Source organism: Phycicoccus sp. 3266 (assembly GCF_031456495.1).
Taxonomy (GTDB): domain Bacteria; phylum Actinomycetota; class Actinomycetes; order Actinomycetales; family Dermatophilaceae; genus Pedococcus.
Genome location: NZ_JAVDUW010000001.1, coordinates 199256 through 223545, shown reverse-complemented (window position 1 = coordinate 223545; position 24290 = coordinate 199256). Strand labels below are relative to the sequence as shown.

Here is a 24290-nt window from a genome sequence, read left to right as displayed (position 1 = left end):
TGGCCGAACGCCGGGACGCGGTGCTCAGGACCAGTAGACGCGCCCGGGGTTGAGCACGCCGCGGGGGTCGAAGACCGCCTTCACCGCCCGCTGGCGCTCGAGCTCGGCGGTCCCGAGCTCCTCGGCGAGCCACGGCGCCTTGAGCGTGCCGACGCCGTGCTCGCCGGTGATCGTGCCGCCCATGCCCAGCGCGGTCGTGACGACCTGGCTGAAGGCCGCGTGCGCCCGCTCGCGGCTGCCGGGATCGTCGGGGGAGAAGAAGATGCTCGGGTGCAGGTTGCCGTCGCCGGCGTGGCCCGCCATGACGATTTCCAGGCCGGAGTCGGCGGCGATCCGCTGGCCCTCGCGGATGAGGTCGGTGAGCCGCCCCACCGGCACGCAGACGTCCTCGAGGTAGCGGGGACCCTTGGCCTCGAGGGCGGGGCTGAGCGCACGCCGGCCCGCGAGCAGCAGGTCCGCCTCGGCGGGGTCGTCGGCCACCGCGACCTCGGTCGCACCCGCGTCGGTGAGCAGGCCGGCATACCGCTGCACGTCCTCGCCGGTGTGGCCCGGGCGGTCCGACTGCACGAGCAGCACCGCCTCGCAGTCGGACGGGAAGCCGTAGTCCGCGAGCGACTGGACCGCGGCGACGGCCGCGCGGTCCATCAGCTCGACGAGACTGGGCACGTGCCGCTCGCGACGCAGCGCGACGATGGCGGCGCTCGCCGCGTCGAGCAAGTCGAACGTCGCCAGGACGGTCAGGGCCGGGTCGGGCGCCGGGATGATCCGGGTGGTGACCTCGGTGACGACGCCGAGCGTGCCCTCGGAGCCGACGAACAGGCCGGTGAGGTCGAGGCCCGCAGTGCCCTTGGCGGTCCGGTGGCCGGTGCGGATGACCTCGCCGCCGGCCAGGACGACCTGCAGCGAGCGGACGTAGTCGGCGGTGACGCCGTACTTGACGCAGCACAGGCCGCCGGCGTTCGTGGCGACGTTGCCGCCGATGGTGCAGAAGGCAGACGAGGCGGGGTCCGGCGGGTAGAACATGCCGTGCTCGGCGACGGCGTCCTTGAGCTGCTTGTTGACGACGCCGGGACCGCAGACGGCGATGCCCTCGAGCGGGTCGATGGTGGTGACCGACGCCATCCGCTCGGTGTTGAGGACGATGCCGCCGTCGATCGCGACCGAGCTGCCGGTGAGGCTGCTGCGGGCTCCTTGGGGGACGACGGGGGTGCGGGTCTCGTGCGCCCACCGCATCACCTCGACCACGTCGGCCAGGTCGCGGGCCCGCACGACCTCGAAGTCCGCCGGGGCGGTGGCGCCCACGGACTCGTCGGTGCCGTAGCCCGCCTTGACGTCCGGGTCGGTGACCGTGTCGACGGCGAGGTCGGTGGTGGTCGTCATTCCCGCAGCGTATGCCGAGCTGCCGGCTCCCCGTCGGGGTGCGGCCCGCCTCCCGTCGCCGCGGTCGGAGCCCCTGCCGGTGCCGCAGCGGTCGACCCGTCGAAGGCGGTCTCGGTGTCGAAGGCGGCCCGGCGGGCGGCCCGGCGCAGGGTGGCCAGCACGGCTCGGCCGGTCACGGCGATGAGGACGACGTTGGTGACCGCCCGCCCGAGGTCCCACCACAGGCTGGTCGCGGCGGAGAAGACGGCGAACCGCCGGAGGTTCTCCCAGGCCGGTGCGCCCGCGACGAAGGACAGGTGGCCGTCGAGCCCGGTGGCGAACGGCCAGAACGAGAAGTCGAGCGCCACGCCGTACAGCAGCCCGGCCAGCGCCCCGTAGGCGCAGAGCAGCGGGACCTCCCACCGCGGGCGGGTGCGGGGCAGCAGGCCGGCGCCCAGCCCGACCCAGGCGGCGCCGAGCATCTGGTACGGCAGCCACGGCCCCACGCCACCGGTGACGAGCGCGGAGGCGAACAGGGTGGTCGAGCCGAGGACGAACCCGAACCCGGGCCCGAACACGCGTCCGCCGAGCACGAGCAGGAAGAACACGGTCTCGAGCCCGGCGGTCCCGGCCCCCAGGGGTCGCAGCGCGGCGCCGACCGCGGACAGCACGCCGAGCATCGCCACGGCCTTGACGTCCAGGCCGCCCTCCGCGATCTCGGACAGCACGACGGCGAGCAGCAGCGGCAGCAACAGGGCGAAGACGAGGGGGGCGTCACCGCTGCGGCCCAGCTGCGAGTCAGCGCTGGCCAGCAGCGGCCACAGGAAGGCCAGCAGGCCGGCGACCGAGACCAGGGCCAGCGCGGCGGTGGACCGAGGACGCAGGGCGACGGCGGAGCGGGCGCGCCGGGTGGGGGTCGAGCCCGCGCCGTGTCGTTCCGCGGCCCGACGGGAGGACGGCTGCGGGTCGGCGGTGTGGGCGCTCACCGTGGGACCTCCTGGCCGGAGAGCGTCGCCAGCGTGGACACGGCCTCGGCCACGGTGAGGACCCGGGTGGGCGCCAGCACCTTGGCGACCTGTGGGGCGAACTCGGGGGAGCCGGCCAGCACGTCCCGGGCCTGGCCGTCCGCCACGACCCGCCCCTGAGCGAGGACGACCACCCGGTCGGCCACCTCCGCGGCGAACTCGACGTCGTGCGTCGCGACGGCGACCGACCGGCCGTCGGCGGCGAGGGCACGCAGGACCTCGACGAGCGCCTCCTTGCCGGGGTGGTCCAGGCCTCGGGTGGGCTCGTCGAGCAGGACCACCCCGGGGGCGGCCGCGAGCTGGACGGCCACGGCGAGTGCGAGCTGCTGGCCCTCGGAGAGGTCCCGCGGGTGGACGTCGTCGGCTACCCCCGGTGCCAGGCGGTCGAGCAGGCCGCGGGTGGTTCCGCGCGCGGTCCCCGACTCGTGGTCGGCCTGGCGGCACTCGGCCCCGACGGTGTCGAGGTAGAGCAGGTCGGGCGCGCTCTGGGGCACGAGGCCGACGAGCCGGCGACGGGTGCGGGGGCTCGCCGCCGCGGGATCGAGGGCGGTCCCGTCCGGGCCGGCGACAGCCACCGTCCCGGCGGAGCGGTGGCCCGTTCCGTGCAGCGCCCACAGCAGCGAGGACTTTCCCGACCCGTTGCGTCCCATGAGGGCGAGGACCTCGCCGGCGCCCAGGTCGAGGTCGACGCCACGCACCGCGTGCACCTGTCCGTGCCGGACCTCGAGCGAGTGGCAGCCCAGCCGGGGGCCGGTCACGACGGAGTGTGGCTCCCGCGTCGCGGTCCTGTAGGGCTCTCGGGGCGCGCCCGCCTCGGGCTCCCGGGTCGAGGTCCCGTCGGGCTCCGGGGTCGAGGTCCCGTCGGGCTCCGGCGCGTCCGCGACCTGTGCCTGCAGCCGCTGGCGCAGGTCGGCGGCAGCCCTGCGGGCCTCGCGGACCGTGAGCGGCAGCGGGTCCCAGCCGGCCCAGCGACCGAGCTCGACCACAGGAGGAGCGAGCGGGAAGTCGGCCAGCACCTCGCGCGGCGCCCCCTGCCGGACGGAACCGTCGTCGCCGACGGCCAGCACGACATCGGCCGCCCCCACGACGCGTTCCAGCCGGTGCTCGGAGACCACGACCGTCAGCCCGAGGTCGTGCACGAGGCGGCTCAGGGTGGCGAGCACCTCCTCGGCTCCGACCGGGTCGAGGGCCGAGGTGGGCTCGTCGAGGACGAGCAGGCGCGGCCCCGCGGTCAGGACGGCCCCGATCGCGACCCGCTGCTGCTGGCCCCCGGAGAGGTCGCGCAGGGGCGCGTCGCGCAGCTCGGCGATGCCCAGCACGTCGAGGACCTCCTCGACCCGGCGGCGCATCGCCGGCGGGTCCACGGCGAGCTGCTCGAGGGTGTACGCGAGCTCCTCCTCGACCGTGTCGGTGACGAAGCCGGCCAGCGGGTCCTGCGCGACGACCCCGACCGTCCCGGCGAGGTCACGCGGGCGGTGCGTCCGGGTGTCCAGCCCCGCGACCGTGACCCGGCCGGAGAGGTGTCCGCCCGTGAAGTGGGGCACGCGGCCGCTCACGGCGCCGAGCAGGGTCGACTTGCCCGAGCCGGTGCGGCCCACGACGAGGGCGAGCTCGCCCTCCTCGACGACGACGGACGCCGACCGGAGCGTGGGCGCCGGCGCACCGGCATACCGGACGGTGACGTCGTCGAGCACGACGACGGGGGCGGTCACGACGACTCCCGGCGCGGGACGGGGGGAGACGGGGCCAGGAACGCCGGCAGGGCCGCCACGAGCAGTCCGGCCACGGCGAGCAGCGGGAGTGCCGGCGGCGCGAGCGGCGACAGGGGCTGGGCCAGGCCGGCCGCCGCGACGGTGGCCTGCGCCAGCACCGCGACGGTGGCCAGGACCCCGCTGCCGGCCACGACCCACTCGGGCAGGGCCCACGGGTCGCGGCGGTACACCGTGCGGTGGACGGCCCGGCCGCCGACCACCATGCCGGCGGCGCAGAGGCCGAGGCCGGCCACGAGCATGGGGGCGCCGACGAACGCGGCTGCGGTGGTGTCCAGCAGCCCGTAGGTCCCGAGCGCGGCCCCCAGCAGCCCCACGAGGGTCAGGCTCGCCGTGGCCCGGCGTCCCAGCGTGCCCTGGGCGACCCGGCGGCCGTAGCCCCGCGAGTCCATCGCGGACGCGAGCAGCAGCGACCGGTCGAGGGTGTCCTGGAGCACCGGCAGGGCCACCCTGCCGACCGCACGCAGCCCCGTGCCGCCCTCCCCACGCAGGGCCCGCGCCCGGCGCACCCGCTGGACGCTGTCGGCGAGCTGGGGTGCGACCGTCACGGCGATGACGACCGCCGTGCCGACCTCGTGCAGCGCGGCCGGCACCGCGCGCAGCAGCCGCTTGGGGTTGGCCAGCGCGTTGGCCGCCCCCACGCAGGCGATGATGGCGGCCAGCCGCAGCCCCTCCACCGCGGCGGCCAGCAGTCCCTCGAGGTACAGCGGCCCGAGGAGCGTGATGCCGGGCAGGTCGACGCTGGGCAGCGTCCACAGCCGGTGGTCGCCGAACTTGAACCCGACGAGCACGTGCAGCACGACCCGCACCACGACGACGAACGCGCCCAGCCCGAGGTAGAGCCGGAACGCCCGCGCCCACGGCGAGCTGCCGCGCTTCGCCACGACGACCAGCCCCGCCACGGCCACCGCCAACAGCAGCAGGAGCGGGTTGGTGGTGCGCGAGCAGGCGACGGCGAGCCCGACCGCCCACACCCACCAGGCGACCGGGTGGAGGTGGCGGGGGAGCGGTGCGCCGAGCCTGCTCATGGACGCCCTAGTGCTGCTGGGCGCGGCGGCGCAGCGCGAGGTATGCCGCGGCGGCGCCGACCAGCACCACCAGTCCCGCTCCTGCGAGCAGGGTGGTCGCCGAGCCGGACCCGCTGGTGGGCTCGCTGGCCGTCGCCGCGGCGGTCTGCTCGGTGGAGCCGGACGCCGGGGCCTCGGTCGTGGTCGTCGCGGACGACGTCGTGGTCGTGGTGGGCGCCCGGCTGGTGGTCGAGGCCTTGGGCCGTGCCGTGGCGGACACCGTCGCGGTGGTGCCGTTCGGCAGCACGGTCGTGCGGGTGGACGGGCGCGAGGAGCTCGTCGCGCGCGGGGTCGAGGAGGTCCCCGTGCTGCGGGGAGTGGTCGACGTCGAGGAGGGGCTCGGCCTCGGGGACGCCTTCGGCGCGGCCGCGGGAGGAGGCGAGCTGGGCGCGCCGCCGGACCCGAAGGCGAAGCCGATGACGGTCCCCGCCGGCGGGTCGTACTCCGCGACGCCGCTGCTGCTGTAGACCCACGAGCCACCACGGGTCGCGTGGAAGAAGGCCCAGTAGGCGCTCTGCGGGGGCATCCGGGTGCACGGCTGCGACGGCACGCTGTTGATCTGGCAGACGACCGTCCCCGGGTACTGCGGCGGGTAGGTGACGGAGGCGACCGAGGTCAGCACGCGGATGGCGCTCGACGCGTCGGGTCCGCAGAGCGTGCTGGAGGTGGACCCGTAGTCGATGACGACCGTGACGCCGGTCGTGCCGGAGCACGCCGCCGCCTGCGCGGCCCCGCCCGGGAGGGCGAGGCCGCCGGCGACGACGAGCCCGGCTGCGGCCAGGAACCGGCCGAGGCGGCGCATCAGGCGTGCGCCCCCTTGCGGCGGGCCAGGACGATCGCGGCGATGCCGCCCAGCAGGAGCAGCAGGCCGAGCACGGCCGTGGCCGCGACGTCGGCGCCCGTGAAGGCGAGGCTGCCCGGGGTGGCCGAGGCTGCGGCCGGGGCTACCGGCGCCGGGGCGGCGGTGGTCGTGGCGGGCGGGGAGCCCGCCGGTGCCGTGGTGGTCGAGCTGCTCGTCGAGGTGCTCGGTGCCACGAGGCACGACGGCGCGGGAGCCGCGGTGGAGGCCCCGTCGGAGGTGACGGTCAGCAGGTCGCCGCCGGCCAGGCCGAGGGTGGCCTGCGGTGTGGCGCGCAGGGCCCGGTCGAGGGCCGCCGTGGTGCCGGGGGTCTTCGTGAGCGTGGCCCGGTCCGCCGCGGTGAAGGCGATGCCACCACGCAGGGCGGCCGTCGCCGTGCAGTCGAGCTGGAGCGAGGCGAGGAACTGCTGGGCCCGGGCGAGCTCGACCGTGCGGCCGCCGGCGGCGAACGCCTGCGCGGCGACGCCGGCGGTGTTGGCGTTGTACTGGCCGTCGCCGTTGAGGAAGCCGCCGTTCGCCGCCTGCCGGGCGGCAAGGAAGGACAGCGCCTTGGTGACGGCCGGGTCGCTCGCCCCGAGGAGGCCGATGACGGCCTGGGTGGCGAAGGCGGTCGCGTCGACGTCGCTGGTGCAGGCCCCGCCGGCCGCGGCGAGGTCGCCGCGGAAGCCGCCGTCGGCGCACTGCTGCGCGAGCAGGTAGTCCGCCGCGGACTGCGGGACCGTACCGGTCGCCCGGCCGACGCCGATGACGTCGAGCGCCTGGCCGATCGTGTTCGAGTAGTCGCAGGGGCTGTAACCGCAGCCCGTCACGGGCAGGTCGGAGTAGCGGCCCGGCTCGGCGGCGCCCAGCGACTTCCCGAGCTCGGCCAGCAGGTCGAGGTGCGTGGGGCCGACGTCGCGCGGGTTCCCGCCCTGGGCGACGACGGCGAGGAGCGCCTTGCCGGTCGGGCCGGCATACAGCGAGGAGTAGTCGGTCCCGATGTACCCGCCCACGTTCGAGGTGAGGTAGGCGAAGGCGGACCCCGCCTCGGTGCTGCCGAGGCCTGCGCCGTCGAGCCCGAGCACGGCGTCGATGGTGTTGCCGCCGTCGAAGAAGGTGCTGCCCGGGTAGTTGTAGTGGTGGCCGCGCGCGGCCAGCGTGCGCACCATGAAGCCCGCGGCGTAGCCGGCCTGGGCGGACGTCCCGCCGGGCAGCAGCCCCTTGGGGGCGGTCCCGCCGCCGAAGGGCACCTGCGGGTCGGCGGCGCTCGTCGTGGCGGCGACCTTCGGCGCGGTCGCGTTCGTGCTCGTGCGGGGAGCGGTCGTGCCGGAGGTTGCGGAGGCGGTCGGGGTGCCCGACGTGGTGGTGCCGGTCGGGCTGGGCGTCCCCGTCGCGGTGCTGCCGGACGTCGTCGGTGAGGCGGTGCCCGTGCCCGACGTGGTCGGCGCCGAGGAGCCGGTCGGCGACGCGGTGGTCGTCGTGGCCGTGCCGGTCGTGGGGGAGGGGGTGGCGGCCAGGGCCGCGCCCGGCGCGAGCAGGGCGGCCGCGGCGGCGAGCGTCAGCACGCCGACCGCGCGGGTGCCGAAGGGAAGGAGCTGCATGGTGCCTCTCGAAATGCGAGCGGTGTCGCGACCGGGCACCGGCACCAGACGTGACAAACCCCGGTGCCGCGCTCGCGCGGACAACCGGGGGCAGCTCGGACTGGGTCCGGGCTCCGCCCCGCGTACCTCGACGGAAATGGAGCCGCTCCGCGCTCCCAGGCATTCCGGCTCGCCACCTCGCGGTGGCCTACGGTTGCGGGTCAGCGCCGGACTCGGACCGGCTTCCCCTGGAAAGGCGTCGTGGTGTCACCCGAGGGCGACGCCTTCACCCTACACCCGGCCCGCGACCTGCCGGAACGCCCGCGACGAGACCCTCGCCACTGCGGCTAGACTGTCCGCACAGGCGTCGACCCGGCCATCACCGGCGAGCCTCCGGAAGAACGGCACCCCGCGGCATACCGGGGGGTGCTCACTAGAACCGGACGACGGGGCCACGTCACGGCCTTGGGCAAGAGCGGTCGTATGCCGCGGGCGCACCTGGTGCGCACCGGCTGCGGCAAGCGAGGTGGTACCGCGGTGGCGCCGGGAATCCCCGGTGGCGTCGTCCTCGTGGCACACGAGCGACGACGACGAAGGACTCGGACCCCATGGCCTACCCGAAGGTCTCCAGCGACAGCGCCGACCAGCCCGCCACCGCGGGTGTCCCCGCCTCCCCGCGCTTCCCCGAGATCGAGGAGCGCATCCTGCGCTACTGGGACGAGGACGGCACCTTCCAGGCGTCGGTCGACAACCGCGCGGCCGGCGAGGACGGTGACAACGAGTTCGTCTTCTACGACGGGCCGCCGTTCGCCAACGGCCTGCCGCACTACGGTCACCTGCTGACCGGCTATGTCAAGGACCTCATCCCGCGGTATCAGACGATGCGCGGGCGCCGGGTCGAGCGCCGGTTCGGCTGGGACACCCACGGCCTGCCCGCCGAGCTCGAGGCGATGAGCCAGCTCGGCATCAAGACCAAGGACGAGATCGTCGAGCTCGGCATCGAGAAGTTCAACGCGGCCTGCCGCAGCTCGGTGCTCAAGTACACCGACGAGTGGCGCGACTACGTGACCCGCCAGGCCCGCTGGGTGGACTTCGACCACGACTACAAGACGCTCAACCCCGACTACATGGAGTCGGTGATGTGGGCGTTCAAGTCGCTGCACGACAAGGGCCTCGTCTACGAGGGCTTCCGCGTCCTGCCCTACTGCTGGAACGACCAGACGCCGCTGTCGAACCACGAGCTGCGGATGGACGACGACGTCTACCAGGTGCGCCAGGACCCGGCGGTCACCGTCGGCGTGCGGCTCGAGACCGGTGAGCTCGCGCTCGTCTGGACGACGACCCCGTGGACCCTGCCGAGCAACCTCGCGGTGATGGTCCACCCCGACATCCACTACGTCGTGGTCGAGACCGACGTCCCGACCGGCCGCACGGAGCGGTACCTCATCGGCGCCGAGCGGCTGCAGGCGTACGCCCGCGAGCTGTTCGGCGACGCGAAGGCCGACGTCGAGCCGTACGTCGTCGAGCGCCTCACCGGCCGCGACCTGCTGGGTCGCTCCTACACCCCGCCGTTCTCCTACTACGAGGGCCACGAGAACGCCCACCGCGTCGTCGAGGCGGACTTCGTCACGACCAGCGACGGCACCGGGCTGGTCCACAGCGCCGGAGCGTTCGGTGAGGACGACAAGGTGGTCACCGACCGCGAGGGGATCGAGCCGGTCATGCCGGTCGGCCCCGACGGCTGCTTCACGTTCCCCGTGACCGAGTACGAGGGCATGCTCGTGTTCGACGCGAACGCGCCGATCATCGACCACCTCAAGGCCGCGACCCGCGGCGAGGGCGACCACGGCAAGGTGACCGAGGGCACGGTGCTGCTGCGCCGCGAGTCCTACGCCCACTCCTACCCGCACTGCTGGCGCTGCCGGCAGCCGCTGATCTACAAGGCCGTCTCGAGCTGGTTCGTCGAGGTCACGAAGTTCAAGCAGCGCATGCTCGAGCTCAACGAGCAGATCGCCTGGACGCCGGAGCACACCAAGCACGGCCAGTTCGGCAAGTGGCTGGAGAACGCCCGCGACTGGTCGATCACGCGCAACCGGTTCTGGGGCAGCCCCGTGCCGGTGTGGCGCTCGGACGACCCGCAGTACCCGCGGATCGACGTCTACGGCTCCTTCGAGGAGCTCGAGCGCGACTTCGGCCGGCTGCCGCGCAACGCCGACGGCGAGGTGGACCTGCACCGCCCGTTCGTCGACGAGCTGACCCGCCCGAACCCCGACGACCCGACCGGTCGGTCCACGATGCGCCGGGTCGAGGACGTCCTGGACGTGTGGTTCGACTCGGGGTCGATGAGCTACGCGCAGGTGCACTACCCGTTCGACAACGCCGCGTGGTTCGAGCACCACTTCCCGGCCGACTTCATCGTCGAGTACATCGGCCAGACGCGCGGGTGGTTCTACACCCTGCACATCCTGGCGACGGCGCTGTTCGACCGGCCCGCGTTCAGCTCGGTCATCTGCCACGGCATCGTGCTCGGCTCCGACGGCCAGAAGATGAGCAAGTCGCTGCGCAACTACCCCGACGTGCGCGAGGTCTTCGACCGCGACGGCGCCGACGCGATGCGCTGGTTCCTCATGTCGAGCCCGATCCTGCGCGGGGGCAACCTCGTCGTCACCGAGCAGGGCATCCGGGACGGCGTGCGCCAGGTGATCATCCCGCTGTGGAACACCTGGTACTTCTTCTCGTTGTACGCCAACGCTTTTGTCGGCGGGCACGGCAAGGGTGGCGAGGGGTATGCCGCGAAGTGGTCGACCGCCTCGACCGACCCGCTCGACCGGTACCTGCTCGCCAAGCTGCGCGAGTACGTCGAGACCATGACCAGCCAGCTCGACGCGTACGAGGTCGCGAGCGCGTGCGAGACCACCCGCGGCTTCGTCGACGTGCTGACCAACTGGTACGTGCGTCGCTCGCGGGAGCGGTTCTGGGACACCGGCGGCCAGGCCGGCGGCGGTGCGGAGCAGGCGTTCGACACGCTCTACACCGCGCTCGAGGTCGTGTGCCGGGTGACGGCGCCGCTGCTGCCGCTGGTCACCGAGGAGGTCTGGCGCGGCCTGACCGGCGGTCGCTCGGTGCACCTCACCGACTGGCCCGAGGCCTCGGACCTGCCGTCCGACCACGCGCTGGTCGCCGGCATGGACCGGGCCCGCGAGGTCTGCTCCGTGGCGTCGTCGCTGCGCAAGGCCGGCGGCCTGCGCGTGCGGCTGCCGCTCGCGCGGCTGACGGTCGTCGTCCCCGATGCGGTGTCGCTCAAGGACTTCGGTGCGATCGTGGCCGACGAGGTCAACGTCCGCGAGGTCGTCCTGCACGACATCAGCGAGGCGAGCGAGGCCGACTTCGGCATCTCGCAGAAGCTCACCGTCAACGCTCGCGCCGCGGGTCCGCGGCTGGGCCGTGACGTGCAGCAGGCCATCAAGGGCAGCAAGTCGGGCGACTGGTCCGTCGCGGCCGACGGGACCGTGACGTCCGGTGGCCTCGAGCTCGTCGAGGGGGAGTACACGCTCGAGACCGTCGTCGACGACACGCAGGGCGGGTCGACGGCGACGGCGATGCTCCCCGGTGGCGGCTTCGTCGTCCTCGACACCGAGGTGACCCCCGAGCTGGCCCGGGAGGGCCTGGCCCGCGACGTCGTCCGGGCGGTCCAGCAGGCGCGCCGCGACGCGGGGCTCGAGGTCTCCGACCGGATCTCGCTGACCGTCACCGGCTCGCAGGCGGTGTGGGAGGCGACGGTCGCGCACCAGTCGCTCATCGTCGAGGAGACGCTGGCCAGCCAGTTCGGCTCGGCGCCGCAGCTCGACGCGCTCCCGCAGCGCAGCGACGTGGCGGAGGCGGTCGTCGGCGACGGCGAGCCCGTGCGCATCAAGGTGATGAAGCTCTGATGGCCGGCTCGACGAACCCGGGACGCTCCGGACGGCCGGACGCCGCGCAGCGCGAGGCGGCGCACAACCTCGAGGTGACCAAGCGGATGCGCGAGGTCGAGGAGGCGATCCTCGCCCGCGCGCCCGAGCACGACCTCGAGCCCAGCCTCGACCGCATCGCTGCGGTCATGGAGCTGCTGGGCGACCCGCAGCGCGGGTACCCCGTCATCCACCTCACCGGCACCAACGGCAAGACCTCGACCACCCGGCTGGTCGAGACCCTGCTGCTGGAGATGGGGCTCAGGACCGGCCGGTTCACGTCCCCGCACCTGCACTCGATGCGTGAGCGGATCGCGTTGTCCGGCCAGCCGATCAGCGCCGAGAAGTTCCTCGCGGCGTACGACGAGGTCATCCCGTTCATCGAGATGGTCGACGCGCGGTCGGTCGCCGAGGGCGGCCCGCTGATGACCTACTTCGAGGTGCTCGTGGCCGTGGCGTATGCCGCGTTCGCCGACGCGCCGGTGGACGTGGCCGTGGTCGAGGTGGGCATGGGCGGCCGCTGGGACGCCACCAACGTCGCCGACGGCTCGGTGGCCGTCGTGACGCCGGTCGACCTGGACCACCAGCACTTCCTCGGCGACACGGTCGAGCTCATCGCCACGGAGAAGTCCGGGATCATCAAGGAGGGCGCCATCGCCGTGTCGGCGCTCCAGCCGCACGCCGAGGTCGTCGAGATCCTGCGCGAGCGGGCGCTGGAGGTCGGGGCGCGGCTCGCGGTCGAGGGCGTCGACTTCGGCTTCAAGGCCAGCGACGTCGCGGTCGGCGGCCAGCAGTTCTCCATGCAGGGCCTCGCCGGCGACTACGACGACCTGTTCCTGCCGCTGTTCGGGCCGCACCAGATGCAGAACGCCATGACCGCCGTCGCGGCGGTCGAGGCGTTCGTCGGCGGTGGCGAGACCCGGCTCGACCCCGACGTCGTGCGCTCGGCGCTGGCCAAGGCCGCGTCGCCGGGCCGCCTGGAGGTGGTGCGCCGCTCGCCGACCGTCGTCGTCGACGCCGCGCACAACCCGGCCGGTGCGGTCGCCCTGCGGCAGGCGATCGAGCAGTCGTTCAACTTCGCGCGGCTGGTCGGCGTCATCGCCATCCTCAAGGACAAGGACGCCACCGAGATGCTCGAGGTGCTCGAGCCAGTGCTCGACCACGTCGTCGTCTCGCGGACGACCTCGCCCCGGGCGATGGACCCCGACGAGCTCGGGGAGCTGGCGGTCGACATCTTCGGCGAGGGCCGGGTGACCGTCGTCCAGAGCCTTCCCGACGCCCTCGACACCGCAGCCGGCCTCGCCGACGAGGGCGGCGTGTCCGGCGGCGTCCTCGCCACCGGGTCGGTCACCACGGCCGCCGAGGTGCGGATGCTGCTCGGCACCACCGAGGTCTGAGTCAGGCCCGGCGGTCCAGCTCCTCGCGCCGCACCGGGTGGGCGAACGGCTGCCCTCCCGCGAGCCGCTCGAGCTCGGCGACCGCGACCTCGCCGAGCCGGGTGAGCTCGGTGCCGAGCGAGCCCGCCACGTGCGGGGTCAGCAGCACCCGTGGGTGGTCCCACAGGGGTGACCCGGCCGGCAACGGCTCCGGTTCGGTCACGTCCAGCACGGCGCTGATCCGCCCGGCGAGCACCACCTCGGTGAGGGCCTCGGTGTCCACCAGCGCCCCGCGGGCGGTGTTGACCAGGGTGGCGCCGGTCCGCATCGACGCCAGCCGGCGCCGGTCGAGAAGGTGCCGGGTCTCGGGCAGGTCGGGGGCGTGCAGCGAGACGACGTCGCTCGTGGCGACCAGCTCGTCCAGCTCGACGCGTGTCACGCCCAGCGCCGTCGCTGCCGCGTCGTCGAGGTAGGGGTCGGCCACCACGACCTCGACGTCGAACGGCCGCAGGAGCTCGACCACCCTGCGGCCGATGGTCGAGGCGCCGACGATGCCGACCCGCTTCCCGACGTTGCCGATCCCGGGGAACCGGGTGGACCAGTCGACCGGCGCGCGGGTGCGCCGGAACTCCTCGGCCACCTCCAGCACCGCCTTGCCGGCGAGCAGGACGACGGCGAGCGTGTACTCGGCGACGGGCAGCGCGTTGGCCGCGGTCGCGCTGGACACCTCGACCCCGCGCCGCCAGGCGGCGTCGGTGACGTGGTGCTTCACCGATCCGGCGCAGTGGACCACGGCCCGCAGCGACGGCATCGCGTCCAGGGCCGTCGCGTCGAGCGGGGGACAGCCCCACCCCGTGACGAGGACGTCGGTGTCAGCAGGAGGCGCCCCTCCGGTCCACACCTCCTCGCGGACGTCCGCGACCGCTGCCAGCCTCGCCAGCGCCGCCGGCGTGAGGAGCCGCTCCCGCAGCCCGTCCTGCATCCCGAACGCCACGCGTGGTCTCGAGGTCGTCATGCCGTTCCCCTCCGGTCGGGTCGTGCGTCGCCCGAGCCCACGCCCGGCTCCGCAGCCTCCAGCCACGGACGCGTGGCGGCCAGGGCGGTGTCCAGGTCGGGCAGGTCGGGCGACCAGGGCCGTTCCCACTCCAGGCTCAGCCACCCGGCATACCCGGCTCCGGCGAGTGCGGCGAGGACGTCGGCGACGGGCAGCGCCCCCTCGCCGGGCAGGGTGAGCGGGGCCCCGGTGGTGCGGTCGGTGGCGTCCTTGACCTGGACGAGGCGCAGCCGCGGCCCCAGGGCCCCCACCGCCTCGGCGGGTGCCTCGCCCGCGCGCCAGGTGTGCAGGACGTCCCAGACGGCGCCGACCTGCGGGAGCGGCTCCAGCAGGCGGGCGACGGCGGTCCCCGTGGGGTGGCTGTCGTGCGTCTCCACGAGGACGTCGACGCCGAGGCCGCGCGCCTCGTCCAGGACGAGGGCGAGCCGCTGCCGGGCGCGCTCGTCGTCGTCGCCGTCGCCCACCCCGCCGGGGAAGACCCGCACCCCGAGCGCCCCGACGTCGGCGGCCAGCCGCAGGTGCGCCCGTAGCTCGTCCACCACGGCGGCGTCGTCGCCGGGCGCGCAGACCCGCACGTACGAGGACACGTCGAGGGCGGTGAGGCCGCGCTCCCGCAGGGCCGCCGCCACCGACACCCGCCCGGCGGGGGAGAGGCCGACGTGCACGGGCTGGTCCGGCGCGGCCCGCAGCTCGACCCCCGTGCAGGCGTGGCGCACGGCGAGGTCCAGGAAGGTGGGTAGGCCGGCCTCCGGCATCCCGAGGCTCGACACGGCGAGGGGCCAGCGCACCCGGGCAACCTACCGGGCCGGCCCGGGCGCGGGCCCGTGGTGCCGGCGGACGGTGGCCGGGCTGGGCCGGGCCGCCGCACACGAGAGCCGGGCACACGGCATACCCTCGTCGCATGAAGGTGCTCGTCGTCGTGCTGCTCGTGGTGGTGGCGTTCCTCCTGCTCGTGCGGTGGCGCGAGAACGGGCGGGGCCGGCGGTGAAGGGCATCGTCTTCTACGGCAGCCTCGGGAAGTTCACCTGGCGGATGCTGGCCACGGTCCTGGGCGGCCAGGGCGTCGTCGTCTTCCTCGGCGCACTGGTGGCCCGCGGCGTCGGGCTCGCGCAGGGGGACGACAACGCGCACGCCTGGCTCTGGGTGGGGATCGGCCTGGCGGTGCTGTGCTTCCTCGCGGCCGGTGCCATGCGGCGGCCGTGGGGGGTGACCCTGGGCTGGCTCATCCAGGTCGTGACCTTCGTGAGCGCCGTGGTCGTGCCGGCGATGCTCGGGGTGGGCCTCATCTTCACGGTGCTGTGGGTCGGCTCGCTGGTCCTGTGCCACCGCGTCGAGCGCCAGGTCGCCGAGCGGGACCGCGTGGCGGGGGCCGACTCGACCGCTCGGTAGGCTGGCGCGCGTGACGACGCAGATCGAACGTTCCCTGGTCCTGGTCAAGCCCGACGGGTACGCCCGCGGCCTCACCGGGGAGGTGCTGCGCCGCATCGAGGCCAAGGGGTACACCCTGGTCGCGCTCGCGGTGACCACCCCCACCCGCGAGATGCTGGCCGCCCACTACGCCGAGCACGAGGGCAAGCCGTTCTACGAGCCGCTGGTGGAGTTCATGAGCAGCGGCCCCGTGACCGCCGCCGTCATCGAGGGCCAGGGCTGCATCCCCGGCTTCCGCTCGCTGGCGGGCGCCACCAACCCGACCGAGGCCGCGCCCGGCTCGATCCGCGGCGACCTGGGCCGCGACTGGGGCGAGAAGGTGCAGAAGAACATCGTCCACGGCTCGGACTCGCCCGAGTCGGCCCAGCGCGAGATCGCGATCTGGTTCCCGGGGCTCGGCGCCTGACGGAAGCCCTGACCGACTAGGTCGGGTCGACCTCGTCGAGCCCGGCGATCACCACCTCGAGGAGCGCGGCCAGCTGGTCGCGCTCCTCGCGCGTGAGGGGGGCCAGGACGTCGGACTCGACGACGTTCGCCTCGCGGACGGCGGACTCGAACAGCTCCCACCCCTGCGTGGTCAGCTCGACCAGGACCCGGGTGCGGTTGTCCGGGTCGGGCGAGCGGCGCACGAGCCCGCGCTCGGTCATCTTGTCGAGCCGGTGCGTCATCGAGGACGCGGCGACGTTGCCTGCGTCCGCGAGCCGGGTGGGGGTCACCGGCTGGCCCTCGGACGTCGCCAGCAGCGCGATGACCGACCACTCGCCGTGGGAGAGGTCGAGGTCCGCGAGCTGGCGCGTGTACCACTGGTCGAGCTTGCGGCTGAGCGAGCTCACGGCTGTGATGACCCGCTGGACCGACTCCTCGCCGCCGGCCGCGACGTAGCTCGCCACAGCCTCGCGGTACTGCTCCTGGGCGGTGCGCCTGCGCCGCGACCTCGGTGTCATGGCGGCATCATGGCATGGTAAATTTCGATTTCGAAATATTCGTTATCGAAGAAGTGTTGACCCACCCATGCGCGCCCGTCTCCTCATCGTCGCCTCCGCCGTCGCCATGCTCGGCTGGGGTACCGTCCTGCCCTACCAGTACGCGTATGCCGCGTCGACGCGTGGCTGGGGCTCGTTCGCCGCGGCCGCGGCGTCCAGCCTGTTCTCCGTGGGCGCGCTGCTCGCGGCCCCCCTGGGCGGGCGCCTGGCCGACCGGGTCTCGCCCGTGCTGGTGGCCGTGGCCGCCAAGGTCGTGGCGGCGGCCGGGGCCGTCGGGCTCGGGTTCGCCGACTCGCCCGCGGCCTTCCTGACCGGCATGTTCGTCTTCGGGCTCGGGATCACCGCGGCCGCGCCGGCGCAGTCCGTCCTGGTGCTGCGCTGGGTGGGTGGCGGCGACCGCCGCAAGGTCTTCGCCTGGCAGTTCACCGGCCAGGCGCTCGGCATGGCCGTCGGCGCGTTCGCCGCGGGCTACGTCGTGGACCTGCACAGCGAGTCGGGCATGTGGCCCGCGTTCGCGGCCGCTGCCGCCGGGTTCGTCGTCTCCGCCGGGCTCATCCTGCTCGCCGGTGCCCGTCGCTGGGGACCCGCCGGTGCGGGCACCGACCTCGACGTCGTGGACCCGTCGGCGACCGTCGCCGGTGCCGACCTGGCCGCCGGGGACGCCGTGGGCACCCCCGGCGGTGAGGTCCGTGCGCCTGGAGTCCTGCAGGCGTGGCGCCTCATCTGGGCCGTGCCGGCCCTGCGCTGGACTGCCCTGGTGACGGTCACGCTCGCGCTGGGGTTCTACGCCCAGTTCGAGTCCGGGCTCCCGGCATACGCCCTCACGGTCCTGGACGTGCACGAGACCACCATCGGCCTGGCGGCCGCGGTCAACTGCGTCGTCATCATCGCCCTGCAGATGGTCGTCGTCCGGCTCACCGCCCGCCGCAGCGGGCCGGCCCTGCTCATCGCCGTCGGCGCCATCTGGACGCTGTCGTGGCTGGTGCTCGCCGGGGCGTCGCTCGTCGCGGGCTCGGCCCCCGAGCTGGCCGCGACGCTGTTCGTCACGACCTTCGGGATCTTCGCCGTGGGCGAGACCATGTACGCGCCGGTGCTCAACCCGCTCACGGCCAGCCTGGCGCCCTCGGGCCTGGTGGGCACCACGCTCGGGCTGTTCACCGCGCTGCAGACCGGGTTCTCCGCCGTCGGCCCGCTCGTCGCGGGCCTGCTCCTCGGGGCTGGGCTGGGCAGCGTCTTCGTGGGCGCGCACGTCGGCATCAGCCTGCTGGCCGTGTTCGGCGCCTGGCGCCTGCGGGCCGTGCTCAGGAGCCGCCGCACCGTCCCGGCGCCCGCGCCCGAGGCCGCGCTCGCCGCCTGAGGGGTGACCCTCGGCGGCGAGCCGGCGGACAGTCAGTAGTCTTGCCGTCATGGCTGACTTCGACGTCGTTGTCCTCGGTGCCGGTCCCGGCGGGTACGTCGCGGCGATCCGCGCCTCGCAGCTCGGGAAGAAGGTGGGCATCGTCGAGTCGAAGTACTGGGGCGGCGTCTGCCTCAACGTCGGCTGCATCCCGTCCAAGGCGCTGCTGCGCAACGCGGAGATCGCGCACATCATCACGCAGGAGAAGGCCACGTTCGGCATCTCCGGCGACCCGACGATGGACTTCGGCGTCACGCACTCGCGCAGCCGCAAGGTCGCCGAGGCCAGCGCCAAGGGCGTCCACTACCTGATGAAGAAGAACAAGATCGAGGAGCTCGAGGGCTGGGGCACCCTAACCGGCCCGACCTCGATGGACGTCGCGCTGACGTCCGGCGACCGGCGCTCGATCACGTTCGACAACCTCATCATCGGGACCGGCGCGACCACCCGGCTCATCCCGGGCACCAAGCTCTCCGACCGCGTCGTGACCTACGAGGAGCAGATCCTCACCGACCAGCTCCCCGAGTCGATCGTCATCGCCGGCTCGGGCGCCATCGGCGTCGAGTTCGCGTACGTCATGAAGAACTTCGGGGTCGACGTGACCATCGTCGAGTTCCTCGACCGCATGGTGCCGACCGAGGACGCCGACGTGTCCAAGGAGCTGCTCAAGCAGTACAAGAAGCTCGGCGTGAAGGTCCTGCTGTCGACCAAGGTCGAGTCGATCGACGACAGCGGCGAGAAGGTCAAGGTCACCGTCTCCCCGGCTGCCGGTGGCGAGTCGACCGTGCTCGAGACCGACAAGGTCCTGCAGGCGATCGGGTTCGCCCCGCGCCTCGAGGGCTACGGCCTGGAGAGCACCGGCGTGCAGCTCACCGACCGCGGCGCCATCGCCGTCGACGAGCGCGGCCGCACCAACGTCCCGAACGTCTACGCGATCGGCGACGTCACCGGCAAGCTCATGCTCGCGCACACCGCCGAGGCCATGGGTGTCGTGGCGGCCGAGACGATCGCCGGCGCCGAGACCATGGAGATCAACTTCGACATGATCCCGCGGGCGACGTTCTGCCAGCCGCAGATCGCCTCGTTCGGGTACTCCGAGGAGCAGGCGAAGGAGCGCGGCTACGACGTCAAGACCGCGTCGTTCCCGTTCTCCGCCAACGGCAAGGCGCGCGGCATGGCCGAGGGCGTGGGCTTCGTCAAGATCGTCGCCGACGCCAAGCACAACGAGCTGCTCGGCGCACACCTGATCGGCCCCGAGGTCACCGAGCTGCTCCCGGCGCTGACGCTGGCGCAGCAGTGGGACCTCACCGCCGACGAGGTCGCCCGCAACGTCTTCGCCCACCCGACCCTGTCCGAGGCGGTCAAGGAGGCCATCGAGGGCATCGCCGGGCACATGATCAACCTCTAGCCCGGGGACATCGACCTCCAGTCCGCGACGACCGGTCCGGGCCGAGCCGGCCCGGAGGCAGGAGCAGGTATGCCGCGCGTGCGGCTCCCGATCACGACCGATCGCCTCGTGCTGCGCAGCCTGCGGCCCGGGGACGAGCGGCACGTGTTCGCCTACCGTTCCCTGCCCGACGTGGTGCGGTACATCCCCGGCGAGCCCAAGACGCTCGAGCAGGTGCAGGACATGGTCGCCGAGCGCGCGACCGCCGGGCGCATCGAGCCCTCCCAGCCGGTCTGCACCCTCGCGGTCGACCTCGACGGCCGCGTCATCGGTGACGTCCTGCTGCACCTCGACGGACCCGACGGGCACGACGGACGCCAGGCAGAGATCGGCTGGGTGCTGGCGCCCGACATGCAGGGCATGGGCTACGCCACCGAGGCGGCTCGCGCCCTCGTGCGGGTGGCCTTCGAGGAGCTGGGCGTCCACCGTGTGTGGGCGCAGCTCGACGGCGAGAACACCGCCTCGGCCCGCATCTGCGAGCGGCTGGGGATGCGTCGCGAAGCCTGGTTCGAGCGCGGTTCGTGGTTCAAGGGCCGGTGGACCGACCTGGCCGTGTACGCCGTCCGCGCCGACGAGTGGGGCGCCCGGGAGAGCAAGGCGGGAGACCACTGACGGCGGTCGCCGGCCAGCGCCGTCCCGCGCTGCCGGCGCTCACTGGGCTGCGCGTGCTCGCTGCGGTCTGGGTCGTGCTGTTCCACTACCGCGACGACGTCGAGGCGTTGCTGCCCTGGCTGGCCCCTGCCGACACGCTGCTGCGTGCGGGGTACCTCGGGGTCGACCTCTTCTTCCCCCTGAGCGGGTTCATCCTCGCCTACAACTACGCCGACACCATGCGCCGGTTCTCCCGGGGCTCGTCGGTGTCCTTCGTCCGCAACCGGTTCGCGCGCGTGTGGCCGGTCCACTTCGTGGCGCTCAACATCGACCTCGTGACGGCGGCGCTGGTCGGCACCCTCGGGATCGGCGAGAACGGCCACCGGCGCACCGCCGGCGCCTACGTCGAGAACGTCTTCCTCGTGCACAACTGGTGGCACGACCGGCCGAGCTTCAACGGCCCTGCGTGGTCGATCGGGTCGGAGTGGTTCGCCTACCTGACTGCGCCCCTGCTGTTCGTGCTCCTCGCCCGGGTGGTCCGCGCCCGCACCGCGCTGGCCGGCGCAGCCCTCTCGTATGCCGCGATGCTCGCCGTGTTCGCGGCCTTCGCCCTGCCGAACGGCAACCTCGAGCACATGTTCTACGTGCGCATCATGGGGGAGTTCGTCGGTGGCGCGTTCCTCTGCCTCGCGTGGGTGCGCGGCGGACTGCGCCTCGCGCGGCTCGCGCCCTGGCTGCTCGTGGTCCCGGTGGTGCTGGCACTCGTGCCAGCGGCGTCCGCGGGCGACTACTGGGCGGCTCCGGCGCTGGGGCTCGTCGTGGCGGTCGTGGCGTCGTCACAGGGTCTGCTGGCCCGGTGGCTGTCGACGCCGTGGATGGTCCTCGCGGGTGAGGCGTCGTACTGCCTGTACATGACGCACTACCTGCTGCGCGGTGTCGTCTCGGCGCTGCGCGAGTGGGGACAGGGCGCCTGGTGGTCGGCCGGGCTCGCCGTCGTCGCGATCGCCCTCGTGCTCGCCGCTGCGGCGTGGGGCATGCACGTGCTCGTCGAGCGACCCGCCCGCCGCCTCCTGCACGCCCGGACTCCGCGTCCCGCCACCACTGCGACGGATACGGTGACACCACACGAAAGGACCCCCGCATGACTCCCACCATCGATCCCGTGCCCGCCGAGGTGCCCGCCGGCTCCGAGCTCAGCGGCGCCGCATTCGCCTCGGTCGCCGCGCAGGCCATCTCCGCGGTCGCGAGCTCGCAGGCCACCGGCATCGCCGCCGCGGCCGACCTCATGGCGGACTGCGTCGCCGGCAACGGCGTCCTGCAGGCGTTCGGCACCGGCCACTCCGAGGCGTTCGCGATGGAGATCGCGGGGCGCGCGGGCGGCTTCATCCCCACCAACCGGCTGGCGCTGCGCGACGCGGTGGCCGCCGCCGGCGCGGAGGGAGCGGCCACCGACCCGGAGCGCGCCGGCCTGCTCGAGCGCGATCCGTCGCTCGCCCGGCACATCTACGACCTGGCCCTCGACGCGCAGCCGCAGGACGTGTTCCTCATCGCCTCCAACTCCGGCGGCAACGGCAGCATCGTCGAGTTCGCGCGCCTGGTGAAGGAGAAGGGCCACCCGCTCATCGCCGTCACGTCGCTGGCGCACACCACCCAGGTGACCTCGCGCCACCCCAGCGGGCTGCGGCTATTCGAGGTCGCCGACATCGTGCTCGACAACGGGGCGCCCTACGGCGACGCGGTGCTGCCGCTGCCCGGTGGCGGGACGGCGTGCGGCCTCTCCTCGATCACGGCCGCGCTGCTGGCGCAGATGATGGTGGCCGAGACCCTGGCGCGGCTGGTCGCGCGCGGGGTGACGCCGCCGGTCTACCTCTCGGCGAACATCCCCGAGGGGGACGAGCACAACAACGCGCTCGAGGCGCGCTACGCCGGTCGCCTCCGCCGCCTGCTGTGACCCTCGTCGCCGGCATGGACGTCGGCGGGACGAGCAGCCGCGCGCTCGTCGCCGACCTGTCCGGGAACGTCGTGGGCACCGGGCTCGCGGGTGGCGGCAACCCGATCTCGCGCGGTGTCGGCCCCGCGATGGTCGCGATCCGGTCGGCCCTCGAGCAGGCGCTCGAGGGCGTGGACCGGTCGCTGGTGCGGGGCAACGTCATCGGTGCCGCGGGGTTCGGCTCGGAGACCGGTGCGCACGAGGCGCTGCGGCAGGTCTGGCACGAGCTGGGGCTCCCCGGTGGGCCGGTGCTCATCGGCGACATCGACGTGGCGTTCGCGTCGGGGACGCCGGAGCCGGACGGCTCGGTGCTGATCAGCGGCACGGGTGCGATCGCCGGCGAGTTCGTGGGAGGGCACGCCGGGCGGGTCGCCGACGGCCTCGGCTGGCTGCTCGGTGACCACGGCTCGGGGTTCTGGATCGGGCGGGCGGCGGTGCGCCACGCCTGCGCCCCGGTGGCGACGCCGGGCGACCCGCTCGCCGAGGCCGTGGCGCAGCACCTCACCGGACGCGCGGAGGTGGACCGCCAGGCCGTCGTCGGCGCCGCGTATGCCGTGGAGCCGGTGCGCATCTCGGAGCTGGCGCGTGTGGTCGTGGAGTGCGCGGAGGCCGGGTCGCCGGCTGCGGCCGCGATCCTCGAGGCCGCCGCCGACGAGCTGGTCACGACGCTCGGACAGGTTCGGGACGAGGGCGACGCGAGCGTCGTGGTCCTCGGCGGCGGGATGCTCGGCACGGCGCGGCTGCGTGGCCTGGTCGAGGAGCGCATCGAGGCGCGGTGGCCGGGCGCGCCGGTCACCCGCTGCGGTTCGGGCGTCGGGGGAGCGGCCTGGCTGGCCGCACGCGACCTCGGCGAGGAGCTGCCCCCGGACCTGCACGCCACCCTCACCGGCGCCCAGCCCGCGACCTGACCTGATTCGGTCGGCAGCCACCCCGGAGGTTAGGGAGGCGCAACCCACCTGCCCGCAGGTGCGCCGCGTGCTACGTCCCTGATCCGGACTGTGGTCAGTGACGTAGGTGGTGCCCGGATGGGTGCCGCCTGCCACGTCCCTGATCCTGACTGTGTTCAGTGACGTAGGTCGTGCCCGGATCGATGTCGCCACTGCTACGTCTCTGATCCGGAGTGTGGTCAGTGACGTAGCAATGGCGACGCACTCTGGGCTCCCGCTGAGGCCGGCCCGCGCCTGACGTCACTCCGCTCCACTGTCGGCGCCACCTGCCACAGTTTCGTCAGGCGCAGGGTGAGCGCCCACCAGACGACGCAGGGAAGCGTGACGCAGGGGGAGCCATGGGTGACTTCGACCTCTCGGGGGTCGTGGCGGCGGCCCGTCGCCGCGCCGACCTCAGTCAGCGGGAACTCGCCGCGCTGAGCGGCATTCCGCAGTCCACGGTCGCGGCTGCCGAGTCGCGCGCGCGTTCGATGCAGGTCGCGGTCCTCGTCCGCCTGCTCGACGCGGCCGGCCTGCGCCTGGCGGTCCTCGACGAGGACGGGGCCGAGGTGCGGCCCTTCGACAGCCGGGCCGCCCGGGACAACGCGGGTCGCCGCTTCCCCGCGCACCTCGACGCCACGCACCCGGACGTCGTGGACCCCTACGTCAGCCGCCCCCGGTACGACCGGCCCGCCGACCGCAAGGCCGGGTTCGAGTGGCGAGAAGGGCGCGACCGCCGGCGCAGTCGGGACGGTGCCGTCCCGACCCGCCACGTCACGGCCGGTGAGGTCGAGCTCCGCCGGCTCGACCGGCGGTACGGACGCCAGCCGGCATACTGGGCGCGACGCGAGGGAATCGTGCGCGAGCTGGGCGTCCCGGCAGAGGTGGCCAGGGCAACCGACCCCACCCCGCCCGGGTGGGACCCCGCGCCGCGGGCGCGTAGTCGGGGCGCCGCAGGCACGGATTAGGGACCACCTGCCCCCGCTGGTAGCCTGATTCCTGCCGTAGAACGGCCGCGGATCGAGAGAGCCCGGTGGGACAAGCCCCGGCGCACCGCGCAACAACCCCGAGAAGGAGAGTGTCGCCCCATGTCGTTGGACGCCGACGTCAAGAAGAAGATCATGGCCGAGTACGCCACCGCCGAGGGCGACACCGGCTCGCCGGAGGTGCAGATCGCCCTGCTCACGCAGCGCATCAAGGACCTCACCGAGCACTCGCGGACGCACAAGCACGACCACCACAGCCGCCGCGGGCTCCTGCTCCTCGTGGGCCGTCGCCGCCGCCTCCTGCGTTACCTGGAGAGCGTCGACATCGAGCGCTACCGCTCGCTGATCAAGCGCCTCGGCCTGCGCCGATAAGCATCCGACTGGGACGGTCTCCACACGGGGGCCGTCCCTTTCGCATGGACAACTGAATACGGGACGGCGGTCCCGCACCAGCTGCGGAACCGCACACAGAAGGAAGCCCGCGCACAACGACGATGCGCGAGGTTCGCTGAGAGAACAGAACGGAGG

At 73.8% G+C, this 24290-nt stretch carries 21 protein-coding genes and 1 riboswitch; of the genes, 12 read left to right on the top strand and 9 right to left on the bottom strand.

The genetic code is table 11. The annotated features are described in order from the left end of the window. Positions 1–24: 24 nt before the first annotated feature. From J2X64_RS01070 to J2X64_RS01045, 6 genes are read right to left on the bottom strand one after another with little or no spacing between them, the layout of a single operon-like run. A complete protein-coding gene (locus J2X64_RS01070) occupies positions 25–1380 on the bottom strand; it encodes an FAD-linked oxidase C-terminal domain-containing protein (protein ID WP_310148377.1) in 1356 nt (451 codons plus the stop codon). Then, entirely contained in the window at positions 1377–2345 is a 969-nt protein-coding gene (locus J2X64_RS01065; RefSeq protein WP_310148375.1) for an ECF transporter S component, read from the bottom strand. The genes J2X64_RS01070 and J2X64_RS01065 overlap by 4 nt, the downstream gene beginning before the upstream one ends. Then, positions 2342–4096 (bottom strand): ATP-binding cassette domain-containing protein, encoded by a 1755-nt coding sequence (locus J2X64_RS01060; RefSeq protein WP_310148373.1) that lies wholly within the window; start codon positions 4094–4096, stop codon positions 2342–2344. Before J2X64_RS01060 ends, J2X64_RS01065 begins: the two co-directional genes overlap by 4 nt. Further along, positions 4093–5181 (bottom strand): energy-coupling factor transporter transmembrane component T, encoded by a 1089-nt coding sequence (locus J2X64_RS01055; protein WP_310148370.1) that lies wholly within the window; start codon positions 5179–5181, stop codon positions 4093–4095. The genes J2X64_RS01060 and J2X64_RS01055 overlap by 4 nt, the downstream gene beginning before the upstream one ends. 7 nt (positions 5182–5188) lie before the next feature. Further along, positions 5189–6022, bottom strand: coding sequence for a hypothetical protein (locus J2X64_RS01050; protein WP_310148368.1), 834 nt, complete (start codon positions 6020–6022; stop codon positions 5189–5191). Beyond that, positions 6022–7659, bottom strand: coding sequence for a prenyltransferase/squalene oxidase repeat-containing protein (locus tag J2X64_RS01045; RefSeq protein WP_310148365.1), 1638 nt, complete (start codon positions 7657–7659; stop codon positions 6022–6024). Before J2X64_RS01045 ends, J2X64_RS01050 begins: the two co-directional genes overlap by 1 nt. 158 nt (positions 7660–7817) lie before the next feature. Then, positions 7818–7886: riboswitch (cobalamin riboswitch) on the bottom strand. A 360-nt stretch (positions 7887–8246) separates the two neighbouring features. Here J2X64_RS01045 and ileS point away from each other — a divergent pair. Both ileS and J2X64_RS01035 read left to right on the top strand, forming a co-directional pair. After that, positions 8247–11567 (top strand): isoleucine--tRNA ligase, encoded by a 3321-nt coding sequence (gene ileS / locus J2X64_RS01040; RefSeq protein WP_310148362.1) that lies wholly within the window; start codon positions 8247–8249, stop codon positions 11565–11567. Next, the gene (locus tag J2X64_RS01035) at positions 11567–12982 is read left to right on the top strand and encodes a folylpolyglutamate synthase/dihydrofolate synthase family protein (protein ID WP_310148360.1); all 1416 of its coding nucleotides are present in this window, start codon (positions 11567–11569) and stop codon (positions 12980–12982) included. Before ileS ends, J2X64_RS01035 begins: the two co-directional genes overlap by 1 nt. 1 nt (position 12983) lies before the next feature. Here the strand turns inward: J2X64_RS01035 and J2X64_RS01030 are convergent, their stop codons facing one another. Together J2X64_RS01030 and J2X64_RS01025 are read right to left on the bottom strand one after the other, a co-directional pair. Further along, positions 12984–13976 carry a hydroxyacid dehydrogenase gene (locus tag J2X64_RS01030; RefSeq protein ID WP_310148357.1) on the bottom strand — a complete coding sequence of 331 codons (993 nt, stop codon included), beginning with the start codon at positions 13974–13976 and terminating at the stop codon, positions 12984–12986. Then, positions 13973–14803 (bottom strand): sugar phosphate isomerase/epimerase, encoded by an 831-nt coding sequence (locus J2X64_RS01025; RefSeq protein ID WP_310148354.1) that lies wholly within the window; start codon positions 14801–14803, stop codon positions 13973–13975. Before J2X64_RS01025 ends, J2X64_RS01030 begins: the two co-directional genes overlap by 4 nt. Before the next feature lie 196 nt (positions 14804–14999). Between J2X64_RS01025 and J2X64_RS01020 the strand changes: the two genes are divergently transcribed. Further along, a complete protein-coding gene (locus tag J2X64_RS01020; RefSeq protein WP_310148351.1) occupies positions 15000–15404 on the top strand; it encodes a DUF4233 domain-containing protein in 405 nt (134 codons plus the stop codon). 10 nt (positions 15405–15414) lie between these two features. Continuing rightward, positions 15415–15849, top strand: coding sequence for a nucleoside-diphosphate kinase (ndk, locus tag J2X64_RS01015; protein WP_310148348.1), 435 nt, complete (start codon positions 15415–15417; stop codon positions 15847–15849). 16 nt (positions 15850–15865) lie between these two features. Here ndk and J2X64_RS01010 read toward each other — a convergent pair whose 3' ends face one another. Next, the gene (locus J2X64_RS01010) at positions 15866–16387 is read right to left on the bottom strand and encodes a MarR family transcriptional regulator (RefSeq protein ID WP_310148345.1); all 522 of its coding nucleotides are present in this window, start codon (positions 16385–16387) and stop codon (positions 15866–15868) included. A gap of 67 nt (positions 16388–16454) precedes the next feature. Between J2X64_RS01010 and J2X64_RS01005 the strand changes: the two genes are divergently transcribed. From J2X64_RS01005 to rpsO, 8 genes are all read left to right on the top strand, one after another. After that, positions 16455–17783 (top strand): MFS transporter, encoded by a 1329-nt coding sequence (locus J2X64_RS01005; RefSeq protein ID WP_310148341.1) that lies wholly within the window; start codon positions 16455–16457, stop codon positions 17781–17783. A gap of 49 nt (positions 17784–17832) precedes the next feature. Next, positions 17833–19230, top strand: a complete 1398-nt coding sequence (gene lpdA / locus J2X64_RS01000) for a dihydrolipoyl dehydrogenase (RefSeq protein ID WP_310148339.1) — start codon at positions 17833–17835, stop codon at positions 19228–19230. Between the two features lie 69 nt (positions 19231–19299). Continuing rightward, positions 19300–19881, top strand: a complete 582-nt coding sequence (locus tag J2X64_RS00995) for a GNAT family protein (RefSeq protein ID WP_310148336.1) — start codon at positions 19300–19302, stop codon at positions 19879–19881. Continuing rightward, positions 19791–21005, top strand: coding sequence for an acyltransferase (locus J2X64_RS00990; RefSeq protein ID WP_310148333.1), 1215 nt, complete (start codon positions 19791–19793; stop codon positions 21003–21005). The genes J2X64_RS00995 and J2X64_RS00990 overlap by 91 nt, the downstream gene beginning before the upstream one ends. Next, positions 21002–21811 (top strand): SIS domain-containing protein, encoded by an 810-nt coding sequence (locus J2X64_RS00985; protein WP_310148330.1) that lies wholly within the window; start codon positions 21002–21004, stop codon positions 21809–21811. Before J2X64_RS00990 ends, J2X64_RS00985 begins: the two co-directional genes overlap by 4 nt. Then, positions 21808–22758, top strand: a complete 951-nt coding sequence (locus J2X64_RS00980; protein WP_310148327.1) for a BadF/BadG/BcrA/BcrD ATPase family protein — start codon at positions 21808–21810, stop codon at positions 22756–22758. The genes J2X64_RS00985 and J2X64_RS00980 overlap by 4 nt, the downstream gene beginning before the upstream one ends. Before the next feature lie 377 nt (positions 22759–23135). Further along, a complete protein-coding gene (locus J2X64_RS00975; protein WP_310148324.1) occupies positions 23136–23744 on the top strand; it encodes a helix-turn-helix transcriptional regulator in 609 nt (202 codons plus the stop codon). Between the two features lie 120 nt (positions 23745–23864). Beyond that, positions 23865–24134: a 30S ribosomal protein S15 gene (gene rpsO / locus J2X64_RS00970; RefSeq protein WP_310148318.1), complete on the top strand. Its 270-nt coding sequence runs from the start codon at positions 23865–23867 to the stop codon at positions 24132–24134. Positions 24135–24290: the final 156 nt, after the last annotated feature.